Genomic DNA, 21,818 nt, shown 5'->3' with positions numbered 1-21,818 from the left:
TTTCAGGGGCGGGAGATCAGGTCGCGGATCTGCGCGTCGACGGCCGAGCTGTCGTACGAGCGCCACAGCCGGGTGCGGCCGGCGCCCGGCTCGCCGCGGTGCAGGTACTCGTACAGCTCCTGCCGCGAGCCGAATCCGGAGCCCACCAGGTCCCAGGCGATGCGGAACAGCCGGGACTTCTCGTCCACGCCGATGTCGTGGCCGCGCATGTACGTCTCAAGGGTCGGGCGCAGCTCGGAGGCGAGGTCGGCCTCGCTGGGCTGCATGATCAGGCCCGAGGAGCCGATCTGGCGGAGGATCTCGGCCACCCGCGCCGAGACGCCGGCCGACCAGAAACCGAGGCCGTAGCTGACGCGCGGGGCCAGCAGACCGCCGGGCGTGCGCTCGGCCGACGCCTCGGCGCCGATGATGCCCAGCTCCAGGGTCTCGGCATACGAGATCAGCTCGCCGAGCTGTTCCTGGATGCCGCGGAAGGTGTCCACGCCGATCGAGTGGGCCACCATCTTCGCGACGGACACGAACACCCGCAGCCGCTGCAGGAACCGGATGTGGGTGCTCTGCAGGCTCCACGCGTTGATGCGGACGAGCCCCTTGATCGCGGTCATGCTGTCGCCGCGCAGGAACAGCCGGTCCCAGGGGATGAGCACGTCGTCGAAGAACAGCATCGCGTCCTGTTCGTCGAAGCGACGTCCGAGCGGGTGCGTGTGGCCCTCGGTGTCCAGGCTGAACGGTTCTCGGCAGAGGATCCTCAGGCCGGGGGCGTTCATCGGCAGTGCGAACCAGAGCACGAACTTCTCGGCTCCGCGGGCGGCGGTGACGCCGTTGAGGTAGACGAGGACCTCGTGTGAGAAGGGGGCCAGGGTGGCGAGCTGCTTGGCTCCGCGCACGATGACGCCGTCCGCGGTCTCGTCCACGATGTGCAGCGACAAGGTGTCGTCCACGAGCGGGTCCGCGCTGCGGTCGATCTGGGGGTCGCCCAGGGCGTGGGTGAGCACGAGGTCGTGCTCACTGGCGTAGCGATGGTAGTCGACGGCGTGCTGCCCGAACCCCTCTCGGGCGGCGTCGAGTTCGGGCGCGTAGTCGCGCAGGCCGACGACGACGTTCGACATGAAGTCGGGGGAGCGGCCGAGCTGGCCGAGGCTCTCGCGCATCCACCACTCGCTGGCCGCGAACTTGGCGCGCAGCTCCTCCGGGGTGGACGGCATCGAGTACGCCTGGCTGACGCGGTTGCCCGTCTCCGACGACACGAACGTGAACAGCTCGACGTGCTCGGGGGAGTGGCGCAGGTCCAGCAGTCGCGCGAACTCGTCGACGACGCCGCGGAAGGCCGGATGCGTGGCCACGTTGTCCACGAGCTCGCCCGACAGCCACACCTCGCGGCCGTCGTCGAGGCTCTTGCGGTACTGGTCTCCGGTCAGGATGCCGGTGGCGCCGCCGATATCGGCGATGGCGCCGCCCGCCCCGGCGAGGGCATCGGGAGTGTCGGCCGGTACTGAGGTGGTCATATGTGCTCCTACGGACCTGGACCCTGCGAGATCTGTGTCTCTCGGAGTCAATGCCAGGCACCGGGGCGGGCACATCGGATGCGGTGGACCACTTGGGGCGCAGGAATTCCGACACCGTGTCGGAGAGCGCGGGAGCGCCTCTGTTCCGGTCGTGTCTCTCAGTCGGCTGGTGACAGCGGCAGGATTCCCGCCAGCCGTGCGACACGCAGTCCTGTGTGCAGCTCCCTGCGGACGGCGCCGTCGTGCAGGTCGGCGCCCGTGACCTTGCGGGCGCGGTCGAGCCGGTAGTAGAGCGTGCTGCGGTGGATCATCAGGCGCCGCGCGGTCTCCTGGCCGTCCGCTCCGCAGTCCAGGTAGACGTCCAGGGTGTTGGCGAGGTCGGGGCCGGACGCCGGGTCGACCAGCTGGGCGACAGAGGCCGGGAGATCCTCCACCGTCAGCCGCTCCAACGGCAGTTGCAGCAGGAGCCGGTCCAGGCCCAGGTCGTCCCACGAGACGACCGGACCGTAACGGCCGGGGTCCAGCTCCCCTCCCCGTACGGCGAGTCGGGCCTGCCGCACCGACGACACCGTGTCGGACAGTTCGTGCACCGGGGCACCCATGCCGAGCAGCACCCCGTCACGGGCGGGGGGCCGACCCTGCGTCGGGGACCGGCCCGGACCGTGGGCGAGGACGGCCACGGCCCGGGCCCCGATCACGGCACCGGCGACTGCCTCGCGCATCGACCGGGCGAGTCCGGCCAGCGCGGACTCCAGCGCGGTGCGCCGCTGCGCGGCCGACGAGCCGCCGACACCGGGAGCGACGATCACGAGCCCCGTGTACTCCGCCGCCGAGGGCAGGACGCCGTCGGCCACCAGGACACGGGCGGCCTCGACGCGTCGTGCCGCGTCGTCGGACACCAGGTCCGAGACAAGCATGCGCACCCGCAGCCGGCTCTCCTGGTTGTCCAGTGCCCGCACCGCGAGCAGTCGGCCGAGGTCCGGTCCGAACCGGTCGACCAACTCGCCTACCGCGCCCGGCACTTCGCTCGCGGCGCCGGGCTCGACCCACACCAGGTAGCCGAACAGCTGGCCGTCGTGGCGCACCGCCACCGCGACCCGCTCGGGCACCCCGTCCGCCGCCGGCAGCCGCACCGGGGCCGATGCGTGGGCGGCACCGGAGGCACGCAGCATGTCCCGGACCGTGGTGCTGCCGCGCCGGGACAGGATCGTCAGCCGACGGGCTTCGTCGACGTCCGCGTCATGGGCGCTGTAGGCGGCCACGTTGAGATCGACGTCGTACAGCACCAACGGGCGTTCGAGCAGCTCGGCGAGGTGTTCCACCGTCGCGTCGATGTCCATGAGCGGCCTCCTTGCCCTGGGCCCGGCCCGGGACGGCCCGTTGACCCGCGCCCGTGAACGGGCCCCGCACCATGATCGCATCCGACACCGTGTAGGAAACAGCGGGAACAGATTGGCGCAGTGGGCCCAAGGCGGCGGGGCGCGGTGGATCTTAGCGTGGGACCGTACGCCGAGAGGGGAGCCCACATGTCCGCCCTGAACCTGAACTCGCTCCAGGGATTGATCTTTTCCGACGGGTGGCGCATCCCGTCCGGTGGTGAGCGGGAGGTGCACAACCCGGCGGAAGGGTCGCTGGTCGGCACGATCGGCCTCGGTGACCCCGCGGACATCGACCGCGCGTGTGCCGTGGCCGCGGGTGCGCAGCGGCAGTGGGGCCTCAGCCCCGCCACGCACCGCAAGCAGGTGCTCCTGGCGGCGGCTGCGGCCCTCGCCGAGGCCCGCGCCGAGGTGGTCTCGACGCTGATCGCGGAGACGGGCAGCACCAGAGGGAAGGCCGAGCAGGAGGTCACGAAGTCGCTCGACGAACTCACCACGGCCGCAGCGCTGACAGACCACCCGACGGGGGAGCTGCTCCCGCACGACACACCGGGAACGCTCAGCATGGCGCGTCGCATCCCGGTCGGCGTCGTGGGCGTGATCTCCCCCTGGAACGCCCCGCTCCTGCTCGCGATGCGCTCCGTCGCACCCGCTCTGGCACTGGGCAACGCCGTGGTGCTCAAGCCCGACCCGAAGGCGGCGCTCTCGGGCGGCGCGGTGATCGCCAGGATCTTCGAACGGGCGGGGCTGCCGGCAGGTGTGCTGCACGTCGTTCCGGGCGGCCCGCAGACCGGCGAGGCGCTGGTCACGGACCCCCGCGTCCCGGTGATCTCCTTCACCGGATCGTCGGCCGCCGGACGCCGCGTCGGTGCCGCCGCCGGGGCGCTCATCAAGCGCGCCGTGCTCGAACTCGGCGGGAACAACCCGGTGTTGGTGCTCGACGACGCCGACCTCGACGCCGCAGTCAACAACGCCGCCTGGGGATCCTTCCTCCACCAGGGCCAGATCTGCATGGCCACCGGCCGGCACCTCGTCCACGAGAGCCTCGCCGCCGCCTACGTCGAGAAGATCACCGCCAAGGCCGAGTCCCTGCGCGTCGGAGATCCGGCGGATCCATCCGTGAACATCGGCCCGCTCATCACCGAGGACCAGGCCGCCCGCGTCGAGAAGATCGTGAACGAGGCGGTGTCGGCCGGCGCACGGCTGGTCTCGGGCGGCATCCGGACCGGCACCTTCTTCACCCCCACCGTCCTGGCCGACGTGGATCCCACGTCCCCCGCGTTCACCGAGGAGATCTTCGGTCCCGTCATCGCGGTCACCCCGTTCACGGACGACGACCACGCGGTGGCACTCGCCAATTCCAGCGAGTACGGCCTCTCCGCCGCCGTGCACACCAGGGACTTCGCCCGCGGCCTCGCCGTGGCGGGCCGGATCAGGGCCGGAATGGTCCACGTCAACGGGCAGACGATCAACGACGCCGCGCACATCCCCATGGGCGGCCTGGGCGGCTCGGGCAACGGCGGCCGGCACGGCGGCCACTGGAACCTCGACGAGTTCACTCACTGGCAGTGGGTGACGGCGAGCCCGACGGCTCCCACCTACCCGATCTGAACCTGGGCTCCGCCCGGACGAAAGGAGCCGACGGTGCGATCGGCGATACAGAAGCGCGAATTGTTCCGCTCCGTCCTGGCCCGCGACGGCCTGACCGTCGTACCCGGCGGATTCAGCCCGATGGACGCGGCCATGACCGAACGCGCGGGCTACGACGCGTTCTTCCTCGCCGGCTCCCAGGCGGCGGCGTTCCTCTACGGCGCACCCGACGTCGGAGTCCTCGGCCTGAACGACATGGCCGTCCACGCCGGACGCGTCGCCGGGCACGCCGACATCCCCGTCCTCGTGGACGGGGACACCGGCTACGGCAACGCGGTGAACGTCTACTTCGCGGTGCAGCAACTCGTCCGGTCGGGCGCCGCCGCGGTGCAGATCGAGGACCAGGAGGCACCGAAGAAGTCCGGCACCGACGCGGGACGCCGTCTTGTCTCGGTGGACGAGGCAGTGGGCAAATACCGTGCCGCTGTCCGCGCCCGAGACGAACTGGACCCGCTGTTCACGATCTGCGCGCGGTGCGACGCCATCGGCGCCGAGGACGGCGGTTTCGAGGAGGCTGTCCGGCGCTGTATCCGCTACGTGGAGGACGGGGGAGCCGACTTCGTCTGGCTCAACTCCCTCCAGACTCCCGAGCAGATCGCGGAGGCGTGCGAGCGCATTCCGGCACCGGTGATGACCGTATGGGGAGGCGAGGGCCCGGGGCCCACCCTCGACGAGTACGAGCGCCTGGGCCTGCGGATCGTGCTTTTCCCGGTGCTGGCCTCGAAGTCCGGTCTCCAGGCAGCGTGGGATCTGCTGCACGCCTTCCGGGAGCAGGGAACCCCGGCCCTCGACGACTGGTCGCAGAAGGTTGCCGAGAGCCCTTGGGGGCCGGCCCCGCTGCCGTCCCTCACCGGTACCGAGCGCGTGCGGCAGTTGGAGGACGAGTTCCTGCCGAGCGAGTACCGGCGCGACTACGAGTCGACGTTCGGGCACACGCCGTCCACGTGAGCGGTGGGAAATGCAACAGCCCGACGGTTGCTTTCCCCTTCGCGTTTCTCTTCTGCGGGTGGGCGGGCCGGCGGGTGTGCGGGTACCCCGCCGGCTTTCTCGCCTCAGGCCTCGGAGTCCGTCCGCTGGTACGGCGCCAGACCCGGCTTGATCTCCTTCGTGTCCAGGAACTGCGACAGGCCCTTCTGCCGGCCGTCCTCCTGGTCGCGCGTCAGCAGCTGGGCCGACTTGGCCGCCATGTAGTCGGTGGCCTGCTCGTAGTTCATCGTCGCCGCGTGCCGGAACGTCTCCTTCGTGGAGCGGAGCACCTCGGGGTTGAGCTTGCGGAGCTTGGCCGTGAGTTCGCGGACCGCCTCGCCCAACTCCTCCCTGGGCACCGAGCTGTTGACGAGCCCGATCTCCTGAGCGCGCCGCCCGTCGAAGGTGTCGCCGGTGAGCGCGTAGAACAGCGCGTCCCGGTAGCCCAGGGCCATCGCGATGTCCCGGGTGACCAGGCCGCCGGGCAGGATGCCCCAGTTCACCTCGGACAGCCCGAACCGTGCCTCGTCCGCGGCGATCGCGAGGTCGCACGAGATGAGGGGCATGAAGGCGCCGCCGAAGCACCAGCCGTTGACGGCGGCGATGGTCACCCGGGGAAAGAAGCGCAGCCGGTTGTAGGACCACTCCCGCATGGTCCAGCGTGCCTTGTCGGCGAGGACCGGGTCGTGATCGGTCTCCCGGAAGTACTCCTTCAGGTCCATTCCGGCACTGAAGGATTCCCCCGCGCCCGTGAGGACCAGGACGTCCGTCCCGCCGTCCGTGGACAGGCGGGTCAGGGCGTCCAGCATCTCGTCATTGAGCTGCGGACTCATCGCGTTGCGCTTGTGCGGCCTGTTGAGGGTGACCGTGGTGACGCGGTCTTCGGTCTCAACAGAAATGCACTCGTAGTGGGGCATGTCGTAGCTCCTCGACCACTAGGCTTCGAGGAGCAATGTATAACAACAATGCGGCTGCCACCATAGGAGTGTTATTTATTATGAGGCGGCGGCCTTCGCGTAGAGATCGGTCGACGTGGCGGCGAGTGCCTCGTGGGCCTGCATGAAGAGCCGGTGCGCCTCGTCGCCGGTCCAGCCGGGCGGCTGAAGCTCCGTCGGGAGCTGCGGGTCCCGCTGCACGACGTGCCGGTATGCGTTGACGAGCCGGACGCGCTCGGCGAGTGCCGCGCCGGCGTCGAGTGTGCGGGCCCGGAAGTCCCCGTGGCCGGTGCGCAGGCGTCGTACGAACTCGGCGTAGTCGGCGGCGATCTCGTCCAGTTCCCAGCACTGGGCGGCCATGGCGCGGTCGGCCGGCAGGCCCGTGGTGCGGGTGGTGAGCAGGGTCAGTCGGGCGGTGGGCAGAAGGGCCGCGGTGTTGGCCACCGCGTCCAGGCGGGGGTGGGGGCAGACCCAGGTGGCGGCGGCGAGCGAGCCGAAGCCGAGCCAGGCCAGCTTCTTGCGCAAGTCGTCGCGTGTCTGGCGGTCGTTCTCCGGCACCGTGTAGATGACCATCGACCACTCGCCGTTCCAGGGTGCGGTCGGATCGCGGAAGATCTTCCGGCGTCCTTCGTCGAGTGCCTGGAGGGCGGTCGGCGTGAAGCGGTAGATCGACTCCCGGCCCTCGCGTCTTACGTCGAACCAGCCGCGCTCGCGCAGGCGGGCCAGGGTGACCCGCATCACCGGGCCGGAGATGTCGAGCTCCTCGCCCAGCGCGACGAGGGCCTTCAGTCGGATCTCCCGGCCGCCCGTGCGATCGAAGTCGCCCAGCAGGTCCATGGCCAGGGAGGTCGGCTTGGGTGAGTTCTCGGTGTCCACCATGGGTCCCATCTTAGGGGAGTACCTGGAACGTGTAACAGATCGCCGTCGGTGCTTTCGAGGATCCGTTCGGTCCGGGGTGCCGTGATGGGGGTTGTTGCGTTGCCGGGCTTGGGGAAGCGTGGAGGTTGGCGACTCTATGTTTAACGAAATCGCGCGTGGCGTTCCAAAAGTGTTTCGTGAAGAGTAGGGTGCTCACCGGATGCACAGCGCGGTCGCGGTTGCCGGCCGCGCCTCGGATCTGGAGCGGCCCCGTGTGCCGGGTCTCCAGCCGCAGCGTTTCGCCTCTCTAGGAGTCTCCGTGACCGAAGCCGTCATCGTCGCCACCGCCCGTTCTCCCATCGGCCGGGCCTTCAAGGGGTCGCTCAGGGACATACGCCCCGACGACCTGACCGTGCGGATGGTGCGCGCGGCGCTGGCCCAGGTCCCGCAGCTCGGCCCGGGCGACATCAACGACCTCATGCTGGGCTGCGGTCAGCAGTCCGGAGTCTCGGGGTTCAACATGGCCCGGATCGTGGCCGTGCTCGCCGGTCTCGACCAGGTGCCCGGCACCACCGTCAACCGCTTCTGTTCCTCCAGCCTCCAGACCACCCGGATGGCACTGCACGCGATCAGGGCGGGCGAGGGCGACGTCTTCATCTCCGCCGGAGTCGAAACCGTGAGCCGCTACGGCGGCCCCGAGTACTCCGACCTGCGTCCCGACGCCCTCAACCCGGCCTTCGCCGACGCGAGGACGCGGACGGACGAGATCGCCTCGGAGGGCCGGACCTGGACGGACCCGCGCGAGGAGGGGGCGCTCCCGGACGTGTACATCGCGATGGGGCACACCGCCGAGAACGTCGCGGCGCTGCACGGAATCGGACGCGAGGAGCAGGACGCGTTCGCGGTACGCAGCCAGAACCGCACCGAGAAGGCGATCGCGGACGGCTTCTGGGCCAAGGACATCACCCCGGTCACCCTCCCCGACGGCACGGTGGTGAGCCGGGACGACGGCCCCCGACCCGGGGTCACCGTGGAAGCGGTGAGCGAACTGAAGCCCGTCTTCCGGCCGGACGGCACCGTGACCGCGGGCAACTGCTGCCCCCTCAACGATGGAGCGGCCGCCGTCGTGATCATGTCCGACACGAAGGCGCGGCAGCTCGGCATCACCCCGCTCGCCCGCATCGTCAGCACCGGACTGACCGGCCTCTCGCCCGAGATCATGGGCCTCGGCCCCGTGGAGGCCACCCGCCAGGCACTCGCCAACGCGGGCATGGGCATCGGCGACATCGACCTGGTCGAGATCAACGAGGCCTTCGCGGCACAGGTCATCCCGTCCGCCCGGGAGCTGGGCATCGACGAGGACCGGCTCAACGTCAACGGCGGCGCCATCGCGATCGGGCACCCCTTCGGCATGACCGGCGCCCGGATCACCAGCACGCTGATCAACTCCCTTCAGCACCACGACAAGCAGGTCGGCCTGGAGACGATGTGCGTCGGCGGCGGGCAGGGCATGGCGATGATCGTCGAGCGGCTGAGCTAGGACCCCGCGGACCGCGAGAAGAGCTACGGGGACCTGCGAGAAGAGTCGAGAAGAGACAAGAGGAGGAGGAAGACATGACAGGACGCTTCACGGGCCGGACGGCCGTCGTCACCGGAGCGAGCCGCGGGATCGGGCTGGGTATCGCCCAGCGCCTGGTGGACGAGGGCGCCAAGGTCGTCGTCACCGCCAGGAAGCAGGAGGCGCTCGACGAGGCCGTCGCCTCGCTCGGCGGCTCCGAACACGCCCTCGGGGTCGCAGGCAAGGCCGACGACCCCGACCATCAGGCGGAGACCGCGAAGCGCGCGGTCGAGACCTTCGGCAGCCTGGACTTCCTGGTCAACAATGCGGGCATCAACCCGATCTTCGGGCCGCTCGTCGAGGTGGACTTGGCCGCCGTACGGAAGATCATCGAGGTCAACTGTGTCGCCGCCCTGTCCTGGGTGCAGCAGGCGCACCAGGCCTGGATGGGCGAGCACGGCGGCGCCGTCGTGAACGTGGGCTCCGGTACGTCACTCCGCCCCGCACCCGGGATGGGTGTCTACGGCTCCAGCAAGGCGCTGCTCACCTATCTCACCCAGCAGCTCGCGGTGGAGCTCGGTCCGTCCGTCCGCGTCAACGAAGTCGCCCCCGCCGTGGTGAAGACCCGGTTCGCGGCTCCCCTGTACGAGGGGCGCGAGGAGGAGGTGGCCGCCGCCTACCCGCTCAAGCGGCTGGGTGTTCCCGAGGACATCGGCAGCGTCGTCGCGTTCCTGCTGTCCGAGGACGCCGGCTGGCTGACCGGACAGCAGATCGTCGTCGACGGCGGCGTGACGCTGACCGGCGTCGGCTGAGCTGGAAAGTGCGCGGAGGCGACGGGAAAACTCCGGTCGCCCGCACGGCAAGGAGAGTCGCATGATTGTCCATGTGGAGGTCGGCCGCCGGCACTGCGAGGTGCGGGATGCCGACGACCTCAAACGGTTGAGCGTCGAGGTGGTCGGCGAGGCCCCCGACGAGGAGTTCGACCGGATCGCCGCACCGCTGGCGCGGTTGCAGTCACCCACGCACGCGTGGGTGTCGGTCCGGGAGCTGCGCGCCGCCTGCGCCCGCGAGGGCGACCCGGACCGGGCGCGGGATTTCGACGCGATGGTGGCGTTCGCCGCGTCCAAGGGCTGGGTCGACGACACCGGCACGCGGCTGCGCGCCCACGTGGTCCGTACACCGGGTCCGGAACCGCAGAAAAGCTAAACAAATCTGCGACGACAGTCGTGACATTGTCATTCTAAGAGGTTACGGTCCTGTTCAGGGGCCTTTTCCATCACAACGACGTGTACGCGCAGAGCCGCCTGGCCGATGTCGCACCTCCGCGACAGAGCCGGTGCCGCGCGGGACGGAGGCAAGTTGAACACCACCGTAGTCCCCGCAGGTCTGTCGAGCGGAGAGCTCGAAAAGGCCCTTGACGCATTCCGAGCCGTAGTCGGTGACGCACATGTACTCACCGGTGAGGACGCCCTGGAGTTCCGTGACCCGTTCTGGCACCGGGACTGGCCCCAGTTCGAGGCCTCGGGAGTCGTCCAGCCCGGGTCGGTCGAGGAGATCCAGGCCATCCTGCGCATCGCCAACGAGCAGCGCGTCCCGATCTGGACCACGTCCACCGGACGCAACAACGGCCTCGGCGGCAGCTCGCCCCGGGTGCAGGGCTCCGTGGTCGTGAACCTGCGCCGCATGAACCGGGTCCTGGAGATCAACGAGGAGATGGGCTACGCCGTCGTAGAACCCGGCGTGACCTGGTCCCAGCTGTACGAGGCCATCGAGGCCGGCGGACACAAGCTGATGGTGTCGACCACGGACCTGGGCTGGGGGAGTGTCATCGGCAACTCCCTGGAGCACGGCACGACCTACCTCCCCTACGGCGCCGACTTCCAGGCCCCCTGCGGAATGGAAGTGGTCCTCGCCAACGGCGAGGTGCTGCGCACCGGCATGGGCGCCCTGCCCGGCAGCAAGGCCTGGCACCTCTACCGGCGCGGCCTCGGCCCGACCCTGGACCCGCTGTTCATGCAGTCCAACTTCGGTGTCGTGGTGAAGATGGGCGTCTGGCTGATGCCGAAGCCCGAGGTGTACGCGCCGTTCTGGATGCACGTCCCGCGCGAGGCGGATCTCGTTCCGCTGATGGACACCATGCGCCGGTTGCGCATGGACCGGACGATCGAGGGCGTCCCCGTCATGTACAACACGCTCACCCTCGCGTCGATCACCGGAGAGCGGTCGCGCTGGTACGAGGGTGACGGGCCGACCCCGGACCACGTCGTCGACCAGATCGCGGGCGACCTGGGGATCGGACGGTGGATCGTGCACGGCGCGCTGTGGGACGACAACGCGGTCACCGACCACAAGATCGAGAAGATCACGGCCGCGATCGGGCAGATCGAGGGCGGGCGGGTGCTCTTCACCAAGCACGCGCCGGAGGACATCGCCGGTCTGGAGAGCTTCCCGGACCGGGTGCTCGGCGGCGCACCGAGTCTGGAGTGGCTCAGCTTCCTGCGCTGGTACGGCACCGACGCGGGTGCCCACACCGGCACGGGCCTGGTCTCGCCGCTGGAGGGCAACGAGGCCTTCCGGCTGCACACCCTCCTGAAGAACTTCATCGAGCGGGAGATGGGCCTCGACTACTTCGCCAACCCCATCCTGATCAACTCCCGCAGCTACATCCACGTGTTCGGGGTGATCTTCGACGTGCTCAACTCGTCCGACACCGAGCGCGGCTACGAGGTGTGCCGACGCGTGGTCGAGGACGCCGGACGCGAGGGCTTCGGCGAGTACCGGGCCCACCTGGCCAACATGGATCTCGCGCAGGCGCAGTACAGCTTCGGCGACAACGCCTATCTCCGGTTCGTGGAGAGGATCAAGGACGCCGTCGACCCGAACGGGATCCTGTCCCCCGGCAAGCAGGGGATCTGGCCGAAGTCCTTCCGCAACGGCCAGGGCTGAGCACCCGCCTCGAACACAAGGAGCAACCCGTGCCCATTCAGTTCGGGATCTTCGATCACATCGAAATGAGCGGCGACCAGGGCGTCGAGGCCCTCTACGAATCCCGCATCGCCTTCCTCAAGCGGGCCGAGGAGGCCGGCTTCTACGGATTCCACCTCGCCGAGCACCACGGCCACCGCCTCTCGGCCTCCCCGTCCGCGTCCGTGTTCCTGGCCGCACTGGCCCGTGAGACGACACGGCTGAAGCTGATCCCCACGGTCGTCTGCCTCCCGCTGCACCACCCGGTCCGCGTCTACGAGGACCTGGCGATGCTGGACGTGCTCTCCCACGGCCGGCTCGAACTCGGGCTCGGCAAGGGCATCACCAAGTTCGAGCACCTCCAGTTCGGCCACGATCCGGAGGAGGCAGGGGCACGCGCCAAGGAGATCTCCGCGATGCTGCTGGAGGCGTGGGAGACCGGCATCATCTCCAGCGAGGACTCGACCTTCTACGACTTCATGGAGATGAAGCTCCCCTTCGAGCCCGTCCAGCACCCGTACCCGCCGCTGTGGACGGCCGGCAACATCGAGGTCGCCGGCCGCGGCGGGCACAACTTCGTGACCACCGGCCCCGTCACGGCCGCCGCGCGGGCGCGCTACGACGAGCTGCGCGCCGTCAGCCGGGAAGTGCCCGGTCACCAGAACCCGCACGTCAAGGACCCGCTGATCGGCCAGACCCAGTCGGTCGTCATCGCGGAGACCGAGGCGGAGGCCAAGGCGACTCTCCGCCGTGCGTGGTCCTACTACCAGGAGTCGATCACGCGGGCCCGCGGCAACGTTCCGCCGCACCTGCAGACCGAACTGCCCGCCATGGACAACCCGGTCGCCCAGGCCGTGCTCGACCAGGACCCCTTGGAGTCGGGTATGGCGGTGGCCGGCACCGTCGAGCAGGTGCGTGACTACTACGTCGAGCAGGCGCGGCGCGGGCACGCCAACTACTTCGTCCTCATGATCCCGTTCGGCGACATGACGGCCGAGGAGGGCACCCGCACGCTGGACGCCTTCGCCGAGCACGTCATCCCGGCGGTCCGCGAGGCGGTGGACGAATGACCCTCGTCGGCACCACCATCGACGTACGGGGGCGATCCACGGAGGTACGCGTGGACGGCACCGGCGAACCGCTCGTCCATCTGCACGGCGGCGGCATCGTGGAGGGCCTCGACTTCCTGACGGCCCTGTCCGGCCGCTTCCGCGTCGTGGCACCGCTCCTGCCGGGCTACGGATCCACCGAGCTCGAACCTCCCATCAGCAGCCGGGAGGACGTGGCCCGGCACACGCTGGACGTGCTCGACGCACTCGGCATCGAGCGGACGGTCCTGGTGGGCCACTCGCTGGGCGGATGGCGGGCGGCCCACTTCGCGGCCCGCTACCCGGAGCGGGTGAGCCGACTGGTCCTGGGGGCGCCCTGGGGCATGAACGTCCCGGAGTGCCCGGTGCCGGACCTGGCCTCGATGAGCCCCGCCGAACGCCTCACCCTGATGACCACCGACCCGCGGATCTTCGAGGGACGCTTCCCCAGCGGGCCGGACCCCGAATTCCGGGCGACCCGCGAGCGCGAGCACGTGTCGCGCACCCGGATCATGCCCGGCCCCCATGACCCCGAGCTGGCGGACACCCTCGCCCGCATCATCGCGCCGACACTGCTCCTGTGGGGAGAGGAGGACAAGGTGAGTCCCTTGCCGCACGCCGCCGCATGGCAGAAGGCGATTCCGCAGGCCGAACTGCGCACCTTCCCGGGCCGCGGACACCTGCTCTTCGCCGAGGACCCGGAGCTCCTCCCGGCCGCCGTGGCCGACCCGAGTCAGGAGGCCGGCCGATGACCGGACGCCTTGAGGGCAAGGTCGCCCTCATCACCGGCACCGCGAGCGGCATGGGCCGCGCTGCCGCCGTCCGGTTCGCCCAGGAGGGCGCGCTGGTCATCGGCTGCGACCTCTCCGAGGCCGGCAACCGCGAGACGGTCGAGCTGGTGGCGGAGACCGGCGCCAAGATGACCGGCATGGCGCCGGTGGACCTCGGCGACCCGGAGGCTGCGCGCACCTGGGTCGAGGAGTCGGCCGCCGTCCACGGACGGATCGACGTGGTCTTCAACAACGCCTCCTCACCCCGCTTCGCGCCGCTGCCGGACCTCTCGGTGGAGGACTGGCGGTACGCCATGCGCAACGAACTCGACCTCGTCTTCTACGTCACGAAGTTCGCCTGGCCCCACCTCGCCGAACGCGGCGGAGTCGTCATCAACACCGCGTCGACGTCGGCGTACGTCGCCACCCCCGGCCAGGGATTCGCCGCCCACTGCGCGGCCAAGGGCGGGGTGCTGGCCTTCACCCGCCAGGTCGCGTCCGACGGCGCCCCGCACGGGATCCGCGCCCTCACGATCAGCCCTGGCGCCATCAAGACCCCCGTCGTCGACCGCAACTACCTCTCCAAACACCCCGGTGCGGAGCAGGAGTTGATCGACCGTTCGCTGATCGCGACCCGGATGGGCACCCCCGAGGACGTGGCGTCCCTGGCCGTGTTCGCGGCCTCCGACGAGGCGGGCTATCTCACGGGTGTGGACCTTCTCATCGACGGCGGCATGACCGCGCTGTGACCGGCTCCGGCGCCCACGCTCCGGAAGGGACGACGATGTCCGACAGGGAGAGCACGACGATGTCCGAACGCACGACCGACTCGACACCACCGTTGCCGGGCCGCGGCATGACCCTGGCCGACCAACTGGCCCGGCACGCCCGCACGGTCGGCGACGAAATCGCCTTCTGCTGCGGGGACGCCCAGCGCACGTACGGCGAGATCGACGAGCGCGTCGACCGTCTCGCGAACGCCCTGCGCGACCGCGGGGTGGGCCCCGGCGACCGTGTGGTCGTGCTCGGGTTCAACACCCTTGAGGTCCTGGAGGCCTACTTCGCCACCGGCCGGCTCGGGGCGATCTGCGTCCCGGTCAACTTCCGGCTGGTCGCCCACGAGATCGCCTACGTCCTTCAGGACAGCGGTGGCGCAGCCGTCGTCGTACAGGACGCGCTGGCGCAGACGATGGACCAGGCACGCAAGGAAGCCGGGCACACCGGACCCTGCCTGGTGTTCGGGGCCGAGCACGACGGTTCCGGCGAGGACTACGAAGAGGCGCTGCGCTCGGCGTCGCCGCACTACGAGGGTGTGCCGGTCGACGAGCGGGCCCCCGCCTTCATCATGTACACCTCGGGCACGACCGGTCGCCCGAAGGGCGCCGTGCTCACCCACCACAACCTGCTGATGCACGCGTTCAGCGTCATGACGCACCTCGGCCTCCCGCCGGACGACAAGGTGTGGCTGGCCGCGACCCCGCTGTTCCACATCGCCGGGCTGTCCGGGATGCTGCCCACCCTCATGCGCGGCGGACGCATTGTCGTCCTCCCGTCGGGCGGGTTCGATCCGTCGGGCGTGGTCGACCTGCTGGAGCGGGAACGCGTGTCGTCCTGCTTCTTCGTCCCCGCCCAGTGGGAACTGATCTGCGCCGTACCCGGCATCGCCGAACGCGATCTGTCGGCGCTGCGCCGCGTCGCCTGGGGCGCGGCTCCGGCCACGACGACGTTCCTGCGCAAGCTCATCGGCGCGTTTCCCACGGCTTCGGTGGAGACGGCGTTCGGGCAGACCGAGTCCAGCGCCATCGTCACCATGCTCCGCGGCGACGAGGCCCTGAGCCGGATCGGCTCGGTCGGCACCCCGCTGGCCAACGTCGAAGTCCGCGTCGTCGACGAGGAGTTGAACGACGTGCCGCGCGGTGAGATCGGCGAGATCGTCTACCGGGGTCCTGCGGTCATGGCGGGCTACTGGAACAAACCGGCCGAGACGGCGGAGGCGTTCCGGGGCGGCTGGCTGCACTCCGGCGACCTGGGGCGGCAGGACGAGGACGGCTACTTCTACATCGTCGACCGCAAGAAGGACATGATCATCTCCGGCGGCGAGAACATCTACTGCGCCGAGGTGGAGAACGTCCTCGCCGCCCACCCGAAGGTCCGCGAGGTCGCGCTGATCGCGGTACCCGACGAGAAGTGGGGCGAGACGCCGCTCGCCGTGGTTGTCGCAGGCGTAGAGGACGATCCGCCCACGCCCGCGGAACTCGTGCAGTGGTGCGCGGAGCGCCTCGCTCGTTACAAGCACCCGCGCCATATCGCGGTGGTGCCGCTGCTGCCGCGCAACCCGAGCGGCAAGGTGCTCAAGACCCAGCTGAGGTCCGACCGCGAGGCCGGACGGCTCGACATCCGGCAGGCCTGACGGCACCGGAACCATCCGGTCGGCCCGACCGTGCCGGAACGAGGAGAACCATGAACCGACAACGACCGGACGGGAAGACTCCGGCGCACACTTCCGGCGCTTCCTGGGGCGGCATGGACGCCGCGGACCTGGACGCCCTGCGCGAGTCCGTGCGCGGGGAGTGCTCCCGCCACTGGCCGACGGCCACGGCCGCCGAGGCCGGTGACGTCACCGCGCTGTGGACGGTGGCCGCCAGACAGGGCTGGACGGACCTCGCCGGCCGCGAACTCACCCCAGCCGCGATCGCGGTGCAGGAGGAACTGGGCCGCGTCGCCTGCCCGTTGCCCGTCGTCGACACCGCGCTGGCGGCCGGCGTACTGGAGGACCGGGGCCACGGCTCCGCCGTCCGCGAGATCGCCGAGGGCTCCGTCCGCCCGGTGCTGGCCCATGTGGCGCGGAGCCGGGAGGACGGCGAGACCGTCGTACGGCACCTGGAGGCCGGGACCGCCGCCACGCACGTCCTGGCCGTCGACCAGGAGGCCGGCCTGCTGGCCTGGCACGCCCTGGCAGGTGCCGTCGTAACTCCCCTGCCTGGGCTGGCAGTTCCGGCCTGGTCCGAGGTGCGGCTGTCCGGGCCGCCGGAGTGGACCGCCAAGCTGGAGGACCACCCCGACCTGCTTCTGCTGCGGCGCACCGGCCTGGCCGCCCGCGCGGTCGCGGCCGTACGGCGCACCCACGAGCTCGCGGTCCAACACGCCTGTCAGCGCGAGCAGTTCGGCAAGCCGATCGGCTCCTTCCAGGCGGTGTCCCACCGGCTCGTGGACGTCGAGACCGCGCTGACCGCGGCCCGGCGGCTCCTGGACCACGCCATGGTCCTGCTCGGCAAGGGCGACGAGCAGTGGCGTACGGCGGCGGAGATCCACCTGGAGTTCGTCACCGGAACCCTTGCCGAACTCCAGTTCGGCGGGCACCACACCCTGGCGGCCGTCGGCTACTTCGAGGAACACGAGGCACCCTGGCTGTTCCGCCGGGCCCACGCCGATCTGGCCGTACTGTCGGCGGACGCCGGCACCACGGGTGTGGGGGACCAACTCGTCGACGAGGGCGCGCGGTTGCCGGACTTCGACCTGGGTCCGGAGGCGGAGCGGATACGCCGGGAGGTCCTCGACGCGTTCGCGCCCTGGACGAACGGGCCCCCGGCCGGCCTGAGTTCGTGGGACGACGCGGCACGTACCGTCCTACGAGACCATGGCTGGATCGGGGTCGGCTGGCCCCAGGAGCTGGGCGGCGGTGGCTTCGGTACGGCCGAGGCGGCGGCCTTCTCCGAGGCGATCGCCTACAGCGACCCACCGGTCGGCAACATCTGGATGGGCATCAACTCCATTGCGCCGATGCTGATCAAGGCCGGACCGCCCGGCCTGCGGGACCTGCTGCTGGCGGAGATCCGGCGCGGAGACCTGTCCGTCGCGCTCGGCTACTCCGAGCCCGGCGCGGGCTCCGACCTCGCGTCGCTGCGCACTCGCGCGGAGCGGGTGCCGGGCGGCTGGCGGGTCAACGGCCAGAAGCTGTGGGGTACTTGCGTGCCCGACTCGCGTTTGATCGTGCTCGCCGCCCGGACCGCGCCGGAGGCCACCCCGCCGCACGCCGGGATCAGCCTGTTCCTGGTCGACCTGGACTCCACGGGCATCACCGTCCAGCAGCACCACTCGCTCGGCGGCGACGTGTCGGCGACGACCTTCTGGGACGACGTCTTCGTCCCCGAGGACCGGCTCATCGGCGAGGAGAACAAAGGGTGGGCGGCCCTGAGCCTCGCGCTCGCGGCCGAGCGGGTCCTGATCGGGGCCAGTGTCATGAAGGCTCACCGGGCGTTCGACCGGCTCGTGCGGCTGGTGTTCGAGCACCCGGAGCTGGTGCCGCCGAAGCGCAGGGCGGACCTCCGGCCGGAGATCGGCCGCCTGGCCGTCCGGCTCCAGGCGGCGCGCGCCCTGGTCAACGCCGCGGTCGAGGCCATGGCCTCCGGCGACGGCGCCCGGAAGGAGGCGCCGATGGCCAAGATCTCCGCGACCGAGCTCGCCGAGAACCTGAACGCCACCGCCGTCGCACTGCTCGGCCCGGACGCCCTCCACCACCACGGGGTCGAAGGCGCGGTCGGCGACGGGTACTTCGAGGAAGGTCTCCGCGCCTCGATCATGGGCGTGATCGCCGGCGGCACCGGCGACATCCAGCGCAACCTCGTCGCACGAGGGATGGGCCTGCCCCGCTGACCGAGCAACTCGCTGTTCGTCTGCACTCGTTCACCCCTGTTCGTACTCGTGATCCGTACTCGTACAAGGAGCGCTGCGCGCATGAAGGCATGGCAGTTCACCGCGGTCCATGAGCCCCTCGTCCTGAACGAGGTGGCGGAACCCGTCGCCGTCCCCGGCGAAGTAGTGATCGACGTCAAGGCGGCCGGTCTGTGTCACTCCGACATCGGCATGCTGGAGGACGAGAACTGGCCCCGCCACGGCAGCAAGAACCCGATCACTCTCGGCCACGAGATCGCCGGTGTGATCGGCGAGGTGGGCGAGGGCGTCACCGACTGGAAGACCGGTGACTCGGTCAGCGTCTTCCTCACCTACGCGTCCATGCCCGGCCACGAACGGGACGGCGGCTACGCCCCCAGGATGCTCGCCCGCGCCCAGGACCTGATCCGCATTCCCACGGGCGTCCGCTGGGAGCACGCGGCCGTGGGCGCGGACGCCGGGGCCTGCTCCTACCACGCCCTGGTCGGCGTCGGCCAGGCCAAGCCTGGCGACAAGGTGGGCATCATCGGCTTCGGCGGTCTGGGGCAGCTCGCCACCCGGATCGCGGTCCTCCTCGGCTACGAGGTCTACGTCGCCACCCGCAACCAGAACGTCTGGCCGCTGGCCAGGGAATCCGGCGCCAAGCGGATCGTCACCGACATCCGGGAACTGGCGGACGAGCAGCTTGACGTGATCGTGGACTTCGCCGGCGCCGGCACGACGACAGCGGCCGCCGTGGACACGGTCAAGCGTGGGGGGAGGGTCGTCCTCCCGGGTATGGCGGCGCTGGAGACCACGATCAGCACCAAGTCGCTGATCATGAAGCAGGTCACCCTGGTCGGCGCGCTGGGTGCCTCCCCGGAAGCGCAGCGGGGTGTGTACGAGCTGATGGCCACCGGGGAGTTGAGCCCGGTCACCGAGACGATCGCCTTCGAGGAGATCGGCACGGGCCTCGCCCGGCTGTCGAAGGGCGGACTGGACGCGCGTCTGGTCGCGCGCATCGGGGACTGAACCCGACTCCGACCGAAGCGCCGGGGCCGGGACTCGGAGCCCGGCGTCCACCTGATTCCCGACCCGGCAGGAGAGCCGATATGAGCACCCCCAACGAACGCGTCGCCGTCGTCACCGGCGCGGCCCGCGGAATCGGCGCCGCCGTGGCCCGGCGCCTGGCGCAGGACGGTTTCGCGGTCGCCGTACTGGACCTCGACGAGGCCGCCTGCAAGCCCGTGGTGACCGAGATCGAGCAGTCGGGCGGCCGGGCCCTCGCGGTGGGGGTCGATGTCGCCGACGAGCAGGCGGTGCAGTCGGGTGTGGAGCGGGTGGCCGAACAGTTGGGCGCGCCGACCGTGCTGGTGAACAACGCCGGTGTCACCCGGGACAACCTGCTGTTCAAGATGAGCGCACTGGACTGGGACGCGGTGATGAACGTCCATCTGCGCGGCTCCTTCCTGATGACCCGCGCGGCCCAGCGGTACATGACCGAGGCGCGGTGGGGCCGGATCGTCAACATCTCCAGCGTCTCGGCCCTGGGCAGTCGAGGTCAGGTGAACTACTCCGCCGCCAAGGCCGGTCTTCAGGGGTTCACCAAGACCCTCGCGATCGAGCTGGGCAAGTTCGGCGTCACCGCCAACGCCATCGCCCCCGGTTTCATCGAGACGGAGATGACGGTGGCCACCGCGGCGCGGCTGGGCATCGAGTTCGAGGACTTCAAGAAGGCCGTGGTCAGCACGATCCCGGTGAACCGCGGCGGCACACCGGCGGACATCGCCCACGCGGCGTCCTTCTTCGTCGGCGAGGCCGCCGGTTACGTGTCCGGGCAGATCCTGTACGTCGCGGGCGGCCCGCACGGCTGAGCCGAGGGTGGGGTGACAGGTAGGACGGGCCGCTGGGTTCCTCCGCGCCGCGATGACTGTGCGGAGGGTGTGGAACCCGGCGGCCCGGCCATTTCTCGAACAATCAGTCCGTTGTTTATGAACGACTGACGTGAACTTGTTATTGATCATTTCTGGTACCTCTGCGCTACCTGTAACGGTAGCTGCCGTGGCGGCGCCCAATACGAAACAAATAATGTTATGGCGACGCAGAAGTGTTGTTCTTTGGGTGGGTTGCCCCTATCGTCATCGGCGTCACGTGGTCCCCCACCGACGTCACGTGACCTCCATGGAGACGACATCTCAGTCAGGCTCATTCCACCTGCGACGAGGCAGGAGAGGTACATGAAGGTCGCCGTACAACCACTGGCCCGCAATCGACGGGCGTCTCGCGGTATCACTCTGACAAGGTCACTGCTCGGCGCACTGGCGCTGGCAACACTGGCCGCATGTTCGTCCGGCAAGGCCGACACCGCGGCCGCCGGCGCGACCACCGGGGGCGGCGACTACGTGTCGCAGTCGCGAGCGCTGCTCGACCAGGCGGCGAAGGGCGCGGTGACGGGTCCCTCGTTCGGGACGGTCGCCGCCGACAAGCTCGTGGCGTGGAAAGCACAGGACATGCCCACCCCCAGCGCACTGCCCGCCGGCAAGAAGATCAAGGTGGCGGTGGTCTACGCGTTCCCGGTGGGCAGCCCGGTGTACCAGACGCATCTGATCGAGAAGATCGGCCCGAAGCTCGGCTGGGACGTGAAGGTCTTCCAGGCCGCGACCCCCACTCAGCAGGGCGCGCTGGCAGCGATGCAGCAGGCGATCCTCTACAAGCCCACCGCCATCGTCGCCCCCGTCGTCCCGGCCACCTGGATCGCCCCCGCGCTGACCAAGGCCCGCGCCCAGGGCATCCGTACCGTCGGCATCCACCAGGACACGTCGGGCGGTGGCGGCTTCGACGCGTACGTTCCCGCCGCCGAGGGAGTCCAGAAGGCGCTCCTCGCGGCCTGGGCGGTCGCGCAGAGCAACGGCAAGGCGAAGACCCTGGTGGTCAGCGCACCGGGGTTCAGCGACGCCAATGTCCCGGCGGCCGAGCAGTACCTCAAGGCGTGCTCGGGTTGTTCGACGAAGAGCGTCCAGTTCAACCCCGACGTGTTCATCGACCCGACGAAGACGCAGAGCAGCGTCGCCGCTGCCCTGGCCGCGGACCCCGATATCGACTACGTGCTGTGGCCGAACGGGTCCGCACCACTGCCGGGTGCGCTGAACGGCATCAGCGCCTCCCGCGACCGGGACGCCAAGCTCATCGTCAACACCGCCGGGCCGGGCAGCATCCAGCTCCTCAAGGACGGCAAGGTGCCCGTGGTTGTGCACCATCCCGAGGCGATGCTGGCCCTTGCCGCGATCGACCAGGTCAGCCGGCTCGCGCAGGGGGAGAAGCCCTTGGCGCAGGACGCGCTGCGGCTGCCGATCACGTACTGGACGAAGCAGGACTCCTCGGCTCCGGACTACGCGTCGATCACGGCGGCCGAGCTGAAGGCGAACGACTGGCTGTCTCCGTACGAGAAGGCCTGGAACGTCTCGCTCAAGGACACGGTCCTCGGGGTCAGGAACTGAG

Annotated in this window: 18 protein-coding genes; 14 read left to right on the top strand and 4 right to left on the bottom strand. The window is 70.0% G+C overall.

All coding sequences use genetic code 11. From position 1 onward, the window contains the following. Nucleotides 1–2: 2 nt before the first annotated feature. Together AB0I69_RS36765 and AB0I69_RS36760 are read right to left on the bottom strand one after the other, a co-directional pair. Nucleotides 3–1,505, bottom strand: a complete 1,503-nt coding sequence (locus tag AB0I69_RS36765; RefSeq protein WP_363100071.1) for a 4-hydroxyphenylacetate 3-hydroxylase N-terminal domain-containing protein — start codon at nt 1,503–1,505, stop codon at nt 3–5. 158 nt (nt 1,506–1,663) lie between these two features. After that, on the bottom strand, nt 1,664–2,845 hold the full coding sequence (locus tag AB0I69_RS36760; protein WP_363100070.1) for a helix-turn-helix domain-containing protein: 1,182 nt from the start codon (nt 2,843–2,845) through the stop codon (nt 1,664–1,666). Nucleotides 2,846–3,031: 186 nt separating this feature from the next. On the opposite strand from AB0I69_RS36760, the gene AB0I69_RS36755 reads away from it, so the two are divergent. Further along, nucleotides 3,032–4,492 carry an aldehyde dehydrogenase family protein gene (locus tag AB0I69_RS36755; protein WP_363100069.1) on the top strand — a complete coding sequence of 487 codons (1,461 nt, stop codon included), beginning with the start codon at nt 3,032–3,034 and terminating at the stop codon, nt 4,490–4,492. Nucleotides 4,493–4,525: 33 nt separating this feature from the next. Next, nucleotides 4,526–5,479 (top strand): isocitrate lyase/PEP mutase family protein, encoded by a 954-nt coding sequence (locus AB0I69_RS36750; protein WP_363100068.1) that lies wholly within the window; start codon nt 4,526–4,528, stop codon nt 5,477–5,479. Between the two features lie 104 nt (nt 5,480–5,583). On the opposite strand, the gene AB0I69_RS36745 is transcribed toward AB0I69_RS36750, so the two are convergent. Together AB0I69_RS36745 and AB0I69_RS36740 are read right to left on the bottom strand one after the other, a co-directional pair. Beyond that, nucleotides 5,584–6,414 (bottom strand): p-hydroxycinnamoyl CoA hydratase/lyase, encoded by an 831-nt coding sequence (locus AB0I69_RS36745; RefSeq protein WP_363100067.1) that lies wholly within the window; start codon nt 6,412–6,414, stop codon nt 5,584–5,586. A gap of 78 nt (nt 6,415–6,492) precedes the next feature. Next, nucleotides 6,493–7,311 (bottom strand): PaaX family transcriptional regulator C-terminal domain-containing protein, encoded by an 819-nt coding sequence (locus tag AB0I69_RS36740; protein WP_363100066.1) that lies wholly within the window; start codon nt 7,309–7,311, stop codon nt 6,493–6,495. Nucleotides 7,312–7,609: 298 nt separating this feature from the next. Between AB0I69_RS36740 and AB0I69_RS36735 the strand changes: the two genes are divergently transcribed. From AB0I69_RS36735 to AB0I69_RS36680, 12 genes are all read left to right on the top strand, one after another. Next, nucleotides 7,610–8,830: an acetyl-CoA C-acetyltransferase gene (locus AB0I69_RS36735; protein WP_363100065.1), complete on the top strand. Its 1,221-nt coding sequence runs from the start codon at nt 7,610–7,612 to the stop codon at nt 8,828–8,830. A gap of 74 nt (nt 8,831–8,904) precedes the next feature. After that, nucleotides 8,905–9,660, top strand: a complete 756-nt coding sequence (locus AB0I69_RS36730; RefSeq protein ID WP_363100064.1) for an SDR family oxidoreductase — start codon at nt 8,905–8,907, stop codon at nt 9,658–9,660. Nucleotides 9,661–9,721: 61 nt separating this feature from the next. Next, a complete protein-coding gene (locus AB0I69_RS36725) occupies nt 9,722–10,054 on the top strand; it encodes a hypothetical protein (protein ID WP_363100063.1) in 333 nt (110 codons plus the stop codon). Nucleotides 10,055–10,207: 153 nt separating this feature from the next. Continuing rightward, a complete protein-coding gene (locus AB0I69_RS36720) occupies nt 10,208–11,794 on the top strand; it encodes an FAD-binding oxidoreductase (RefSeq protein ID WP_363100062.1) in 1,587 nt (528 codons plus the stop codon). Nucleotides 11,795–11,823: 29 nt separating this feature from the next. Continuing rightward, nucleotides 11,824–12,882 carry an LLM class flavin-dependent oxidoreductase gene (locus AB0I69_RS36715; RefSeq protein ID WP_363100061.1) on the top strand — a complete coding sequence of 353 codons (1,059 nt, stop codon included), beginning with the start codon at nt 11,824–11,826 and terminating at the stop codon, nt 12,880–12,882. Further along, on the top strand, nt 12,879–13,652 hold the full coding sequence (locus tag AB0I69_RS36710) for an alpha/beta hydrolase (RefSeq protein ID WP_363100060.1): 774 nt from the start codon (nt 12,879–12,881) through the stop codon (nt 13,650–13,652). The genes AB0I69_RS36715 and AB0I69_RS36710 overlap by 4 nt, the downstream gene beginning before the upstream one ends. After that, nucleotides 13,649–14,419: an SDR family NAD(P)-dependent oxidoreductase gene (locus tag AB0I69_RS36705; protein WP_363100059.1), complete on the top strand. Its 771-nt coding sequence runs from the start codon at nt 13,649–13,651 to the stop codon at nt 14,417–14,419. Before AB0I69_RS36710 ends, AB0I69_RS36705 begins: the two co-directional genes overlap by 4 nt. Nucleotides 14,420–14,478: 59 nt before the next feature. Beyond that, nucleotides 14,479–16,080 carry a long-chain-fatty-acid--CoA ligase gene (locus AB0I69_RS36700; protein WP_363100058.1) on the top strand — a complete coding sequence of 534 codons (1,602 nt, stop codon included), beginning with the start codon at nt 14,479–14,481 and terminating at the stop codon, nt 16,078–16,080. A 50-nt stretch (nt 16,081–16,130) separates the two neighbouring features. Then, nucleotides 16,131–18,323, top strand: a complete 2,193-nt coding sequence (locus AB0I69_RS36695) for an acyl-CoA dehydrogenase family protein (protein WP_363100057.1) — start codon at nt 16,131–16,133, stop codon at nt 18,321–18,323. 81 nt (nt 18,324–18,404) lie between these two features. Beyond that, nucleotides 18,405–19,352 (top strand): zinc-binding dehydrogenase, encoded by a 948-nt coding sequence (locus AB0I69_RS36690; RefSeq protein WP_363100056.1) that lies wholly within the window; start codon nt 18,405–18,407, stop codon nt 19,350–19,352. 80 nt (nt 19,353–19,432) lie between these two features. Continuing rightward, nucleotides 19,433–20,194 carry a 3-oxoacyl-ACP reductase FabG gene (gene fabG, locus AB0I69_RS36685; RefSeq protein ID WP_363100055.1) on the top strand — a complete coding sequence of 254 codons (762 nt, stop codon included), beginning with the start codon at nt 19,433–19,435 and terminating at the stop codon, nt 20,192–20,194. A 363-nt stretch (nt 20,195–20,557) separates the two neighbouring features. Next, nucleotides 20,558–21,817: a sugar ABC transporter substrate-binding protein gene (locus AB0I69_RS36680; protein WP_363100054.1), complete on the top strand. Its 1,260-nt coding sequence runs from the start codon at nt 20,558–20,560 to the stop codon at nt 21,815–21,817. Nucleotide 21,818 lies beyond the last annotated feature (1 nt).

The sequence above is a fragment of the Streptomyces sp. NPDC050508 genome, assembly GCF_040655155.1.
Lineage (GTDB): Bacteria > Actinomycetota > Actinomycetes > Streptomycetales > Streptomycetaceae > Streptomyces.
Note: the sequence above shows the minus strand (reverse complement) of the source record. Positions and strands in the feature narration are given on the sequence as shown.